Genomic DNA, 13,822 nt, shown 5'->3' with positions numbered 1-13,822 from the left:
TTAAGAAAGAAGGAATATTTTTGGAAATCACAAATACGCAACTCATCAAACGTTTTATACCCTATTATCAAAAATACAAGTGGATTCTGTTGTTGGATTTATTTTGCGCGACCCTAACGACCGTTTGCGATCTGGTATTGCCGTTAATTGTTCGGTTCATTACCAACACCGCCATCAATGATCTGGCCAGTCTGACCGTGGAGATTATCTTGAAACTGGGACTATTATATCTGGCGTTGCGGCTCATCGATGCGGTAGCCAATTATTTTATGGCCGATATCGGTCATGTGATGGGGGCAAGGATCGAAACTGATATGCGTCGGGATCTTTTTTCCCATCTGCAGAAGTTATCTTTTTCGTTTTACAGTGATACGAAAATCGGCCAGCTGATGTCCCGAATGACCTCGGATCTTTTTGACGTCACCGAATTTGCCCATCATTGTCCGGAGGAGTTTTTTATTGCCGCGCTAAAAATTGGGATTTCATTTGCGATTCTGAGTTCCGTCAATCTCTGGCTGACAGTAATTATTTTTATGGCCCTACCGGTGATGTTTTTAACCACTACTTTTTTCCGCAAGCGGATGCGCCGGGAGATGAAGCGCTCCCGGGTGCAGACCGGGGAGATCAATGCCCAAGTGGAAGACAATCTGCTGGGGATTCGGGTGGTTAAGTCCTTTGCCAATGAAACGATTGAAGAGCTGAAGTTTGAAGCGGGAAACAGTCAGTTTTTGGAAATAAAGAAGAAAACTTATCGCTATTTTGCGGGATTTCAGACTACGACCCGGCTCTTTGACGGCCTGATGTATCTGCTGGTGATGGTTTGTGGAGGGATTTTTATGATTTACGGCGCCATTAATCCCGGGGATTATGTGGCCTACCTGATGTATGTCACGACGTTGCTTACCTCGATCCGCCGGATTGTCGAGTTTGCCGAGCAGTTTCAACGGGGGATGACCGGATTTGAGCGCTTTATCGAAATTCTTGATGAACCGACCGAATATGAAAATCAGGCGAATGAGGTGGAACTCACCGATGTGGTTGGTGATATCCGTTTTGAAGATGTCAGCTTTCAGTACAACGATGGTGGTGATGCGGTGCTGTCTCATATCGATGTTGAGGTGAAGGCAGGGCAAAATATTGCCATAGTCGGACCGTCCGGCAGCGGAAAAACGACCATGTGTCATCTGATTCCGCGCTTCTACAATGTGAGCTCCGGCCGGATTCTGATTGATGGTCAGGATATTCAGGGTTTGACCCTCCATTCGCTGCGAACCCAGGTGGGGGTTGTTCAGCAGGACGTTTATCTTTTTTCGGGGACGGTCTATGAGAACATCAGCTATGGTCGGAATGATGCTGGCCGGGACAGCGTCATTCAGGCGGCCAAACACGCCGGGGCCCATGAATTTATTGAAAAGCTGCCTCAGGGTTATGATACCCATATCGGCGAACGGGGGATCAAACTTTCAGGCGGTCAGAAGCAGCGAATCAGTATTGCCCGGGTATTTTTAAAAAATCCACCGATTCTGATTCTTGATGAGGCGACCTCGGCCCTGGATAATGAAAGCGAACGGATTGTTCAGGAATCCCTAAAAGAGCTGACTCGGGGTCGAACCACCTTTACCATTGCTCATCGGCTGACCACCATCAAAAATGCCGACTCGATCTTGGTTCTTACCGAAGACGGGATTGTCGAAAAAGGCTCTCATGAGGAACTGCTCCGGGAAGAAGGGGTCTACTACGATCTCTACCAGATGTACCGGGAGCTGGATGAATTAAACGAAGAGTTTTAGCCGTTCATATTGCCGCAGTTGTAGCCAGCCAGGTCCAGGGTGATGGATTTGATGCCGAGGTTTTTCAGGGTGTCGATCAGGGCCAGGCGGTTGTCGATGATAGTGGTAAAATCGTCAGGGTCGCATTCGATTTTAGCGGTATCGCCCAGCAGTCGCAGCCGGTATTGGCTTAAGCCCAGGGATTTGAGAAAATCCTCCCCGGCTTCTATAGCCGCCAGAGCGGCCGGAGTAATCGGCGTGTTGGTAGGAATCCGGGTGGCCAGGCAGGCCATCGCCGGTTTGGTGGCTGTTGGTAAGCCGTAATAGGCCGAGAGATCCCGAATATCCTGCTTGGTTAGTCCAGACTCTTTTAATGGGCTAAAAACCCCCAACTCACCGAGAGCTTTAATCCCGGGTCGGTAGTCCTTCATATCATCAAGATTGGAGCCGTCCAGAATTACCTCGTAGCCATTGGCCAGAGCAGCATCTTTGATCTGGGTAAAAATAAATTTTTTGCAATGATAACAGCGATCAGTTGGGTTTTTTACAAAATTTTCCAATGCAAAGACATCGGCTTCAAGCACTAAGGGGATTGCTCCGATGGCTTTGGCCAGCGCTTGGGCTTCGGCAAATTCCGATTTGGGCAGCATCGCACCGTTAACGGTAATGGGCAATACAGCATCTCCTAGCACAGAAACTGCTACCTGCAGCAACAGGGTACTGTCGACACCGCCGGAAAAGGCAATACTGACTTTGGGGAAACGTTTGATATTATCTTTCAAAACAACCAGTTTTTCGGCAAGAACCGGGGTTAGGATGGTATTTATTTCCATGGCATCTCCTTGTATGTATCAATTTGAATTCTTTGATTGGGATGGTGGCTATATTATAACTCCTTAAGAGGGTTCCCCGCCAGTAAATATTTTGTTATAATGTTTACATTAAATAAGTAATTGCGTAATTTATAAACATTGAAAAAGATTTACTTTGATGTCGGCTTTCGCAAACCGCCAGCGAAGCAAATTGCTATTACCAGGTTTACATTAAAAAGTAGGGGGAATATGGAATGTCCGTAAAAAAAGCTATCTCACTGGGGGTGGGAATTGGAGTTTTGTTTATCATTGTGCTGATTATATATGGGGTAACCCATACATTTAATCAGACCAAAAGGGAGGATCATCTGGTCAAAGGGGTGGATCTGTCTGCTTACCAGGGCGATATTGATTGGGAACTATTGGCTGATCAGAATATTGATTTCGCCTTCATCAAAGCTACAGAGGGTGATGATTATGTGGACACGAAATTTAAAACGAACTGGGAAGCGAGTCAGAAAACAGCCCTTAAGGTCGGTGCATATCACTTTTTAAATTATGACACGACGGGTAAAGCGCAAGCGCAGAACTTTATTGCCAATGTACCGGTTTCAGATCAGAACCTCCCACCGGTCGTCGATCTGGAATTGTATGGAATTTATGAAGACAATGCCTTACCGAAGGAACAGGTTAAGGTTATCCTTGATGAATTTCTAAAGGAACTGGAAAATCATTATGGGGTAAAACCAATAATTTATACCACCCAGCGCATTTTTAAAATGTATATTGGAACCGACTATAAAGATTATCAAATCTGGATCGTCGATCTGGATAATGCCTGGCCTGAAACGTTGCCAAACGGTGAAACCTTTACCTTCTGGCAATATAGTCACCGGGGTATGATGGACGGCTATGATGGTGATGAAACGTTTATTGATATGAACCTTTACAACGGCACTTACGCTGAATTTATTGAAGAATTCTTCTGACAATCTGAAAAAGCTGCCAAGACGGCAGCTTTTATAGTTACTGGATTATTTTTCACAGCATGTGTTTAATTATAAACTTGCTTTCCATAAACCATGAAGGTTACAATATTCATAGGCTGCAATGACTTTATCCCCAGGGGTTAGAGCAAATTCGGCTTTCGGTGCCCCGGTTTCGGCCAGACATTTTCGTTGGCCACCTTCGGTGGTTTCAAGATAGACCCAGGCGATATGGTGTTCAGGCGTCATTGGATGGGGAACACTACCAATATCAACGGTGACGGTATTGCCATTTACGGTGATGACAGGAACGTGTTTTTCCTGAGCGGCATCAGTCGTATTGGGAACAACTTCTGTCATGGGATCGCCACAGCAGATCATTTGAGCACCTGATTCGTGAATCATTCCTACGAAATTCCCACAATGTTTACAGACGAAAAATTTTGGTTCTTTACACATAATAGACCTCCTAAGTCAATGTTAATCTCTTTTGTTATATTCCCCAAAAATAAAGAAATAAACAGATTAGATTAATTCTTATCTATATTATAACATAAGATTCAAGAAAGTGAAGACACAAATTGTTAATTTTGAAAGGAGCGAAGCGTTGCTTCGAGAAGAAAGATGGAAAAACAATGGCTTTTATGGGCAAGAGAATTACAATCAATCTCACAGTCGGGGTTAACCTACTGCAAAAATGACTATGATTTGGTCCGCTATCGTGAAATTGAAAAGCTGTCCCGAGAAATCATCGAAAAACATACAGAGATTTCCCATGAGGTGATTAAAGATTACTATATCAGGGAAGAAGGCTATTTAACGCCCAAGGTCGATGTTCGGGGTGGTGTGATTGTCGACAATAAGATCCTGCTGGTGCGGGAAAAGATTGATGGCCGTTGGTCTCTGCCGGGGGGGTGGGCTGATGTCAACCGGACACCCCAGGAAAATGTCATTAAAGAAGCCTTTGAAGAAGCTGGAGTGCTGGTTAAGCCAACCCGACTGGTGGGGCTGCTGGATCGCAGTAAATGGGTCCAGGATACCTGTCCGTATACTATTTATAAGATCCTGATGCTGTGTGAATTACTGGAGGGGGACTTTAAATGTAACGCTGAAACCATCGAGAGTGGTTTCTTTGCCATGGATCAGCTGCCACCGTTGTCACTGGGGCGAACCACCGAAGCACAGTTGACCCTATTTTTTAAAGCCCACCAAAATCCAGAATATCATCCGGTGTATGACTAAAGCTCAATAAAACCCACAAAAACTGCTGAGTGGCTGTTTTTGTGGGTTTGCTCATACAACATATGTGGTTGGTATGTTGGTACAGGTAATTGGAGTCGTAATCATTTTGGAAACAGCACTTTGTCCCTGGGATTGCAAGGTTTCTTCCACTGACTTGTTAATGGGCAAGGCACCAGCAATCATTTGGCCTTCTTCCGAGGCCGGGAAAAAATTTCCGTTCTTGTTCAGGAAGGTGGCATATACCCGGTATTGGGTTACTCCGTTGGCATCGACAAAGGTGTAAAACCCATCCTTGTCTTCCACTGGGGTATAGAATCCAAAGGGGAGTTCACCATCGTAAACGGTGGGAATTCCGTTACCCTTGTCAACCTTGGTCAGGGGAGAACTGCCGTTTTTCAAGGCCAGATAAACGTTTTGTTCGTCGACCCGATAATCCATTTGATAAAAACCTTGCTCCAGCAAATGAGACTGGTCGTCAGAGATAGATTCTTTTTTGCCGTAAACATAGTAAACCGGTTCTCCGGCGGTATTGGTATAACCAAAAACACCAAACTGAACAGTGGTCGTAGCGCCATTGGGATCATCCGGGATGGGATTAGTGATGCTTAAAATCGAGTCAAGATGCAGTCCATTGGGGATGGTTGCTGATGTGGGAACCGTCATCAAGGTGAGATAGGCGGTGGTACCGTCATCTTTGTCACAACCGGCAAAGAGTAAAACAATCAGGGAAATTAGTATGATAAATAAGAATCTTTTTTTTGACATGCCGTCGCTCCTGTTTCAAAGTTAAGTATATTTTATAACACTTTTGGTACAATAGCAATCACACTTTGGTCACAATTATGTCTAAGAATCAAACTTTCCTTGTGATTATGATGCTTTTCGTTTAAAATAATATCAATGGTTGAGGTTATCGGTACGGGTTATAATTTTCATTTTACCCTAGCTTTAACCAGGCGTAAGAAACGAGGAAACGAAAATGTGTGCACAAAAAAAACCTTTAATTGGGATTTTACCCTTATATGACAGCAATAAAAAGAGCATCTGGATGTACCCGGGATATCCCGAGGGGATAATTGCCGCCGGTGGAATCCCGGTGATTTTGTCAGTTTTGAATCACGACGAGGACATTGAAGCGATTGCCGAGCGATTGGATGGCTTTGTTTTCAGCGGAGGCCAGGATGTGGATCCGCAGCACTATGGCGAAGTTTTGCTAAAATACTGCAATGAAATCTATCCACCCCGTGATCATTTGGAATTACGACTGTTACGGGCAGTGATGGATCGGGATAAGCCGGTTTTCGGGGTCTGTCGGGGACTTCAATTATTTAACGTTGCATTAGGAGGAACACTCTACCAGGATATCAATAAGCAGGTCAACCGGGAATTGCCGATTCAGCATTTTCAACAAAACAATTATGAATTTCCAGTTCATGAGGTTATGGTCAATAAAAAATCCCGGCTGTATGAAATCATAGGAATGGAAATGATCCGGGTCAATAGTATGCATCATCAGGCGATTGCCCGCTTAGCACCCCAACTGACCGCCGCGGCGTTTAGCAGGGATGGCCTGGTGGAAGCGGTGGAAATCGAGGGTCTCGCTTTCGGTCTGGCAGTACAATGGCACCCTGAGTTTTTATGGCGGGATGATGAAAATACGTTGAGAATACTGCAGGCTTTTGTTGCTGCCTGCCGAAACTAAAAAAGGAATCCCAGCTGCTTTGATGCAGCCGGGATTCCTTTTTTGATATTGGCATGACTTAGCTATTTTGCCAGTCGCATCCCTTCACCGGATAAGATCGTGGCCACATCGGCATCAGTCAGCGTAAGTTCAAACCATTGCTGATAGTGGTCTTTGACGGTCTGGGTCAGATCGACATCGGCAAACAGCTCCGGATAAAAGGTCATAGCGATAAATAACGCAGCCATATGGGGTTCCATCGAACCAGGGTGGCCCCAGCGGGTGACACCGACCGGCAGGGTGGTGACTCGTTGCTCGGCCACGGCTCTTAAGCCCGACCATTTGGGATCGCTTAGCATATAGTTGCTGGCAATGATGTCATTGGCAATGATAGCATCGGGATCCCAACTGTAGATCTGTTCCAGAGTAGTCATCGTTTTTTCGGCATCAGTGATCAGACTACCGCCCTGAGTTGAAACATTGATAATCCCGGCGGCATCAGTGATCTGGCTACAGAGATCGCCAGCCAGGTCGGTTCGGGCGGCCTCGTTGACAGCATGGTAAACCCGGGGGCGGGCAGATTCCGGCAGACTGCTGACCCGCTCGGAAATCAGCGTCAGAGTTTGCTGGAGGGCGGCATTGTAATCGGTGGCCCGCTGTTCCTGATTAAAAACGGTGCCGGTTACGGCGATGGCCTTTTGGAGATCATCCAGGCTGGCATAGTCAATGACAACCCAGGGAATTCCGGCCTTATCGAGTTTTTCGATTTCCCCGGCATTTTCGGCGGTGCTTTTGCGCAGCAGTACCAGGTCGGTGTTGGTGGCCAGGAGTTCTTCAATATTAATGGCACCGTCGTTAAAGGGAACCGATACCGAACCAATATCCGGCCGTTTATAGGACATCAGTACATCCCGCTTGATGCCGTTGGGAATGCCGACGATCTTAGCTTCCTGGCCCAGCATCGTCATGATGTGAGCGGTGGAGGCGTAGAGACAGGCAACCCGCTGGGGATCTGCCGGAATTTCTACTTCCCGATTTAGACAATCGACAATTGTTTTGGTTGGTACCGTTGTGGCTTGGTTCTGGATCTGGCAGCCGGTCAGGGTGCTTAGCAGTAATCCGACGAGTAGCAGGGTGCCAAACAGAAAGTAATTTCTTTTGAGCATGGAATGATCCTTTCTAGATAAATCAGTTAAGTCAGTCAGCGGATATTTTTTAGTGGCACAATAAATTTCCGATGAATTCCGGCCTCATCGGTGGTACCAGTGGTGGCAATGATTTTAAAGACGTCTTTGAGATTATCGCTGGTAATCACAGTCGATGGGGGGCCAATGGCTTCGATTCTACCCTCGTTCATCAACGCCACCCGGGTGGGGACCGATGCATTTTCCAGATAAAAGGCCTGGTTGAGAAAGTGGGTAGCCATGATAATAGTTAGACCCCGTTCCTTGACCAGCCAGGTAATGATTTCCATTACCATCAGCTCATGACGAAAATCGAGGTGAGCAGTGGGTTCGTCCAGCACCATGATGCGGGCGTCCTGGGTCAGGGCCCGGGCAATCAGCACCAGTTGCAGTTCGCCGCCGCTGAGTTCGGTGTAAAGCCGTTCCTCAAAACCTTTGAGACCCACTTGGTCAAGGCTTTCTCGAGCTCGTTGCCGCTGGTTACTGTCCGGTGCACCAAAGCCTCGGGTGGCGGCGGTGCGGCCCATTACCACAATGTCCAGCACTGTATAAGGAAAGGTTTTGGTGTGACTCTGGGGGACATAAGCAATATTCTGGGCAAATTCCCGAGGTTTCAACTGGGTAAGACGGGTGCCACCGACTTCAATGGTTCCTTGTTGCGGCTGATTGATCCCTAGGATACTGTCAATCAGAGTGGTTTTGCCACAGCCATTAGGGCCGATCACACAGAAGACTTCTCCGGGCTGAACCACAAAGCTGATATTCTCAAAAATCAGCCGTTTGGGGGTGTAGCCAAAACTCAGGTTGTTTAAACGCAACACGATTCTTACCAGCTCCTTCCTTTGGTTTTTTTTAGCAGATAAATAAAAAAGGGACCGCCAATCAGAGCGGTGACAATTCCCAGCGGGATTTCGCCGCCGGTTAAGCTGCGGCAGAGAGTGTCGCAGAAAATAACAAAACAGGCTCCCAGCGACATGCTAGCCGGTACAAGCCACTTGTTGTCATTGCCCACCAGCATCCGACCTATATGGGGAATAATTAGCCCGATCCAGCCGACGATGCCGCTGACGCAGACGGCTCCGGCGGTGGCCAGGGTGGCAAAGGCGATAATAGCAGCTTTATTGGCTGGCACATTGATCCCCAGGGTACGAGCTTCACGATCACCCATTGACAGGACATTGAGGCGGTAGCGTAAGATCAGCATGCCAGCCATCCCCAGAGCCATTGGGAAGAGGGCCAGGAAGACATCGGCAGTTTTAGTGGAGGCCAGACTGCCCATCAACCAGAAGGTGATCGCTGGCAGTTGGGTAGCGGTATCGGCCAGGTATTTGAGCAGTGAGATCAGCGCCGAAAAAATCGATTGAATAATGGTGCCACCCAGTACTAGGGTGATGGTAGTGGAAGTGTTGTCGATTTTCCCGGCAAAGTAGCTGAGAATTACCGCCAGAATTCCAAAGCCGAAGGCAAACAAGGGTGTTAAAAAAATCGAGTTGAACAGCACAATCGCCAAAGCAGCTCCGAAGCCAGCCCCGGCCGAAACCCCGAGAATACCACTGGAAACCAGAGGATTGCGAAAGAGGCTCTGAAAGGCGGCCCCGCTGGCGCCCAGAGCCGCCCCCACCATGGCACCCTGAAAGGCCCGAGGAAAACGAATCTGTAGAATCACCGTAGCAGTTTCAGCGCTGACACCACGACGGGTGCCGGTGAGCCCCTGCCACAGGGTTGTCAGGACATCGTTTAAAGATACATAGTAACGGCCGATGCAAAGGGTGCCAAAGAAAAAGAACAGTGGTAGGAGAATCAGGATGATGGTGACAAGTGTTTTTTTTTGCGGTGACATTTAGGCTTTTTTACGTCGGACGATGACGATTCCCACGACAATTGCAATCGCCATCAGACCAATGATGATCCCGGTGGTATTTAGACCGGAACCGCTATTTGCTGTTTCAGAAGTAGCTTGGTTGGCAGCTTCGTTTGTTCCGGCGGTGGTAAAGGTTAAAGTGATGGGAGCTGTCAGAACATCGCCGCTTTTGGAACTTAGGGTGGTGTCAACCTTGATAGTATAAACGGTGCCCTCTTTAAGCGGTTTGCTGGGAACGATGTTGATGAAGTTTCTAAGATCCGGTTCCAATTGGTCATCGGCCATGGTGATTTCGGCTGCCACCGGCTGATCTCCGGCCCAGAGGCTGACAGCTTTGAGGTTGGCATCCCGGACGGTGGCATAGGCGACGTTTTTACTGAATTCCAGTTTGATCGGTGTATCAATAGCAATTTCGGTGGATTTGTCAGCCGGGGTGACAGTGACGATAGTCAGCGGTTCGGTACTACCACCGCCAGTGCCGTCGCCGCTGCCTGGTGCCGTGGTGGTTTCACTTGCAGACCCGCTGCCACCACCGGAACCATCGCCACTGCCACCACCGGAGCCATTACCGCCAGCTGCCATAACGCTGCCGCAGCATCCAAAGGCCAACAGGCCGATTAACAATAAGGATAGGACTGTTTTTGTAAAGTTTTTTGGTTTCATGTTTTCCTCCTAAAAATAAAATAAAGATTTCATACAACGGATTCCCGCTCCGACAAAGCGCCGATAGCGGCAATTATAACAGGAAATGGTTTCCTCGGCCAACCATTCTTCTTCCACATCGGGCTTAAATTCAGGGCAGTTTATTGCCAAGGTTTGTGCCTGTTTCCAGGCTTCCATCGGAAGTTGATGTTGATCAGACATAGAAGTGCTCTCCCAGTTGGCGGATTTCGGCTTTGGGTATTGTAACGTACTGATTATTTTTGTCCTGACGGACAAAAAGTACATAATGGTGGCGGTAAAGTACTGTTTTGGAGCGATTGCCCAGGCGGATTAGGGTCGTATCGGCCAGTGGTTCCTTACTGGTCAGATCGAGAACCTGTTCGACTTCGGGGAGGTTTTTGAGATCCGCAACTGTGTAGCTTTGGTTGATTACGGCATTTTTGAGAGCTCCTTTGATTTCTCCGTCACAGCCGAATAATCGCAATCCAACTCCGGCCAGGGCGCCGATAATACCCTGGCCGGTACCGCCGTGTTCGGACAGATGGAGCTGGTGGTTACGGGCACAGGCCATTGCGTCATCTTTAGTCAGAATTGTCTGCTTGGCCTGGATACCAAACTCCATCAATTCGTCATAATGACAGCTGTCGTCATAAGCTAGCACGCATAGACCAGGGTCGGAACCCACTGCAGCAACGGTATCGAGATGTTTGGCAGCCAGATCGATGATGGTGGCTAGAGCGTCATCTGGGGCTTCGCCGTAAAAACACATCGAGCTGTTATGGGAGGTGTAGGGTATATCCTCATGTATATAAAGCTGGTGTCGGGTCACCAGGGAACAGGGCCCATAGCCCTGGCGGATAATTTTTTCCTGAATCTGCTCGGCGATGGTTCCGGTACCGATGGAATCGAGGTTGTCGGTGTCGTCAATACAAAGGTAAAATTTCATGGCGGAAAACTCCTTGGTTTAATTTGCTGAATATAGTCATTATAAGTGAAGTGATTATAATTGTAAACCGCCTGATAATGATGGTATAATAATACAATCATTATGAAACTGGAAGAAAATGCGATGACAAAAACGAAAATTGATAAAATAACGTGGTTACTTGAGCATCTCCAGGATTTTTGGGAAGAAGCCAGAGAAAATAAAATCAAGGCTTTTGTTTATATTTCGCTGCGGATTTTGGTGGTTATGGTCTTAATCGCTGAGATTTTCAATCGCAATTATAACAATGTCTTTCTTTGTGTACTGACGCTGATTCTCTTTATGATTCCCAACTTTCTCAACAAGCGACTCAATATTGTGCTGCCCGGAACCTTGGAGATTATTGTACTGTTATTTATTTTTGGGGCCGAGATTCTTGGGGAAATCAATGAGTATTATTTGATCTTTGATCGCTGGGACGATATGCTTCACACAATCAACGGCTTTCTTTGTGCAGCCATCGGTTTTTCAATGATTGACATCCTTAACCGTAACGAAAAAGTAACTTTTTCGCTATCACCGGCTTTTGTGGCCCTGGTAGCCTTTTGTTTTTCGATGACAGTGGGTGTAGTCTGGGAGTTTTTTGAATTTGGAATGGATCTGTTTTTTCAAACTGACATGCAGAAGGATAAGGTCTTGACGGTGATCAGTTCAGTGTTTTTTAATCCTGAAGGAAAGAATGTGGCAGTGGTGATGCCGATCGAGAGCATGGTTGTCAATGGGATACCTTGGCATTATGGAGGCTATATCGATATTGGCTTGTATGATACCATGAACGACTTGTTTGTCAATTTTATCGGAGCGATGACCTTTTCAATCATCGGGTATTTTTATATTAAAAACCGCAGCAAAGGGAAGTTTGCCAAGCGGTTTATGCCTCGCCGAAAAACTGAAGCGGAGATTTTAGAAGAACGGGAACACTACGAAAATAAGCATCACCACGATTCGTGAAAAAAATATACAATTTTATAAAAAAAGACTTTTATTCTTGATTTGAATATGCTATAATAACTTTCGTGGCCAACGGAAGTATCCTAGGTCACGATATGCGTGCCCTTGGCTCAGCTGGATAGAGCGTTCGGCTACGAACCGGAAGGTCGGGGGTTCGAATCCCTCAGGGCACGCCATAAAACGCATTTTAATCCCATTCGCAAGTTTCTTGTGGATGGGATTTTTTCATAATTAACCAAAAATTAACCAATAGAGATGACACTTGTTCTTTCCTCCTTTTTATAAAGCGCATCAATGAGTGATGCTGTTTTCGTTTTTCTTAGAAATAATATCTTTTACACAGCTGTGATTTTTATTGATCCGGATGGTTAAGCCCAGGTTAAAGCAAATAATTCGCCCTGTCGCATTCCAGTATCTAGGGCGGTATTAAAGAGCGTTGAATCATTGAAATTTTTCGCAAGCTGAATATTTCTTTTCAATAACAAAGGGGTGTGTAGTAGTCGTGTGATTGCTGCACACCCTTTTTGTTGTGCTTAAAATTTGATTTAAGAAGGATCAGACAGCTAAATAATGAGGGTGGGGACAACGTTAGAGCACCGAAAACAGAAGCGTGGTGTGGTAGAGCCTAAATAATAAATCTATTCGGCTTTTTAATGTGCTGCTGCATTAAAATGTCGTCATTGGGGATGAGAATGTAAACCCAAGTAAAATAATCACGGTTCGGGGAAAACTTCGGGAGAGATTTTGGATTCGTTAAGGTGTTTATCACCTTTGTAGTTTGGACGAAGGATGATGAGAATCCAGTGGTCATGAAAAAACAACCTATCCAGCAGACTTTTTTAATAAATGATGTAGAAATGACAAGCTTTATGCTTTTTTGCATTCAGGATTTCTACGCCCTTTTTTAGTGATTGAAAAAGAAAATAAAAGTATTTTGATCGCAATCACAAACTTTTCAACATGGGTAGATATGGTAAATCTGTTTCCTCGGGAAACAGAAAACAATCAAGGAGGTTATTGATAAGAAAAATGAATCGCTGTGTTTAGACGTGTCAAAAAGGGGTTATTAGTAAGAATAACAGTCACAAAGGAGGTATATCAGTAAGAAAAGTGATGAAAATGATATGTTTCGACATTTGGATATAGTCACGAATCGGGTTTAGGATGATAAAACAAGAATTTGAGAGGTGAACTACAAATGAATTCTGTATTTGAAAGTTATGCCAATGTTGTTAAAAATGAGTGGGGTTATTATCCGGTATTTCCTCCGGGATATCCACTATCACTGGGTGATTTTGGATCGGTTGATGATGGGATATTCACTCGAAAAGGTAATGTAAAAGATTTTGGCATCACAGCAAAGAAATTAAAGGGAGAAACATCTGATAATAAAATTGATTTTAGCAAAGGTGTTGATTTCAATGTGTCATTAGCTCCCAGCGTCACGGTACCAGATATGTTTGAAGCAAGTTTGAAAATTGCGTTTGGTGATTCATCTAAAGTATTTTTTTCATTTAACAATTGTCGGACTACATTAACCGATAATTATCAAGAATTGAAAAACAAAATCATTGAACTCTATAATAAAGATATCTGGAAAAAAGATTATTATGTCATTACTGAGTTAATAGAAGCAGATCGATCCACTGTTATTTTAGCTGATAGCAGTGAAGCAGAGATCGATTTTG

General features: G+C 45.7%; 15 protein-coding genes and 1 tRNA gene. 7 read left to right on the top strand and 9 right to left on the bottom strand.

The genetic code is table 11. The features are described 5' to 3' along the window. The first annotated feature begins 26 nt into the window (after positions 1 to 26). Positions 27 to 1,790, top strand: a complete 1,764-nt coding sequence (locus tag BI182_RS08500; protein WP_263993172.1) for an ABC transporter ATP-binding protein — start codon at positions 27 to 29, stop codon at positions 1,788 to 1,790. On the opposite strand, the gene larE is transcribed toward BI182_RS08500, so the two are convergent. After that, entirely contained in the window at positions 1,787 to 2,602 is an 816-nt protein-coding gene (gene larE, locus BI182_RS08495; protein WP_263992535.1) for an ATP-dependent sacrificial sulfur transferase LarE, read from the bottom strand. The two genes, BI182_RS08500 and larE, sit on opposite strands and share 4 nt — an antisense overlap. Before the next feature lie 233 nt (positions 2,603 to 2,835). Between larE and BI182_RS08490 the strand changes: the two genes are divergently transcribed. Further along, positions 2,836 to 3,570 carry a glycoside hydrolase family 25 protein gene (locus BI182_RS08490; protein WP_286806854.1) on the top strand — a complete coding sequence of 245 codons (735 nt, stop codon included), beginning with the start codon at positions 2,836 to 2,838 and terminating at the stop codon, positions 3,568 to 3,570. A gap of 69 nt (positions 3,571 to 3,639) precedes the next feature. Here the strand turns inward: BI182_RS08490 and BI182_RS08485 are convergent, their stop codons facing one another. Further along, positions 3,640 to 4,026: a desulfoferrodoxin family protein gene (locus tag BI182_RS08485; RefSeq protein ID WP_070372740.1), complete on the bottom strand. Its 387-nt coding sequence runs from the start codon at positions 4,024 to 4,026 to the stop codon at positions 3,640 to 3,642. 165 nt (positions 4,027 to 4,191) lie between these two features. Between BI182_RS08485 and BI182_RS08480 the strand changes: the two genes are divergently transcribed. Further along, positions 4,192 to 4,809 carry an NUDIX hydrolase gene (locus BI182_RS08480; RefSeq protein ID WP_070372739.1) on the top strand — a complete coding sequence of 206 codons (618 nt, stop codon included), beginning with the start codon at positions 4,192 to 4,194 and terminating at the stop codon, positions 4,807 to 4,809. Between the two features lie 51 nt (positions 4,810 to 4,860). Here the strand turns inward: BI182_RS08480 and BI182_RS08475 are convergent, their stop codons facing one another. After that, positions 4,861 to 5,574 (bottom strand): hypothetical protein, encoded by a 714-nt coding sequence (locus BI182_RS08475; RefSeq protein WP_286806849.1) that lies wholly within the window; start codon positions 5,572 to 5,574, stop codon positions 4,861 to 4,863. 214 nt (positions 5,575 to 5,788) lie between these two features. Here BI182_RS08475 and BI182_RS08470 point away from each other — a divergent pair, with 214 nt between their 5' ends. Continuing rightward, positions 5,789 to 6,511, top strand: coding sequence for a gamma-glutamyl-gamma-aminobutyrate hydrolase family protein (locus BI182_RS08470; RefSeq protein WP_286806847.1), 723 nt, complete (start codon positions 5,789 to 5,791; stop codon positions 6,509 to 6,511). Between the two features lie 62 nt (positions 6,512 to 6,573). Here the strand turns inward: BI182_RS08470 and BI182_RS08465 are convergent, their stop codons facing one another. From BI182_RS08465 to BI182_RS08440, 6 genes are read right to left on the bottom strand one after another with little or no spacing between them, the layout of a single operon-like run. Then, entirely contained in the window at positions 6,574 to 7,656 is a 1,083-nt protein-coding gene (locus BI182_RS08465) for an ABC transporter substrate-binding protein (RefSeq protein ID WP_148636287.1), read from the bottom strand. Between the two features lie 35 nt (positions 7,657 to 7,691). Next, positions 7,692 to 8,495 carry an ABC transporter ATP-binding protein gene (locus BI182_RS08460; RefSeq protein WP_207648663.1) on the bottom strand — a complete coding sequence of 268 codons (804 nt, stop codon included), beginning with the start codon at positions 8,493 to 8,495 and terminating at the stop codon, positions 7,692 to 7,694. Between the two features lie 5 nt (positions 8,496 to 8,500). Continuing rightward, the gene (locus BI182_RS08455) at positions 8,501 to 9,514 is read right to left on the bottom strand and encodes a FecCD family ABC transporter permease (protein ID WP_286806839.1); all 1,014 of its coding nucleotides are present in this window, start codon (positions 9,512 to 9,514) and stop codon (positions 8,501 to 8,503) included. Further along, on the bottom strand, positions 9,515 to 10,198 hold the full coding sequence (locus BI182_RS08450) for an Ig-like domain-containing domain (protein ID WP_286806836.1): 684 nt from the start codon (positions 10,196 to 10,198) through the stop codon (positions 9,515 to 9,517). A 9-nt stretch (positions 10,199 to 10,207) separates the two neighbouring features. Further along, the gene (locus BI182_RS08445; protein WP_148636290.1) at positions 10,208 to 10,399 is read right to left on the bottom strand and encodes a hypothetical protein; all 192 of its coding nucleotides are present in this window, start codon (positions 10,397 to 10,399) and stop codon (positions 10,208 to 10,210) included. Further along, entirely contained in the window at positions 10,392 to 11,144 is a 753-nt protein-coding gene (locus BI182_RS08440) for a hypothetical protein (protein ID WP_286806834.1), read from the bottom strand. The genes BI182_RS08445 and BI182_RS08440 overlap by 8 nt, the downstream gene beginning before the upstream one ends. A gap of 123 nt (positions 11,145 to 11,267) precedes the next feature. Here BI182_RS08440 and BI182_RS08435 point away from each other — a divergent pair, with 123 nt between their 5' ends. The 3 genes from BI182_RS08435 to BI182_RS08425 form a co-directional block, all read left to right on the top strand. Beyond that, complete coding sequence (locus BI182_RS08435) at positions 11,268 to 12,134, top strand: DUF2238 domain-containing protein (RefSeq protein ID WP_228883012.1); 867 nt, start codon at positions 11,268 to 11,270, stop codon at positions 12,132 to 12,134. Between the two features lie 99 nt (positions 12,135 to 12,233). Next, a tRNA-Arg gene (locus BI182_RS08430) sits at positions 12,234 to 12,310 on the top strand. 1,022 nt (positions 12,311 to 13,332) lie between these two features. Then, positions 13,333 to 13,822, top strand: a 490-nt coding sequence (locus tag BI182_RS08425; RefSeq protein ID WP_286806831.1) for a hypothetical protein, incomplete at its 3' end; no start/stop codon positions are given.

It is taken from the genome of Acetobacterium sp. MES1, assembly GCF_002237635.1.
In the GTDB taxonomy this organism is placed as follows: Bacteria; Bacillota; Clostridia; order Eubacteriales; family Eubacteriaceae; genus Acetobacterium; species Acetobacterium wieringae.
The sequence above is the reverse complement of the archived record's forward strand: the minus strand, read 5'-3'. Positions and strand labels throughout refer to the sequence as shown.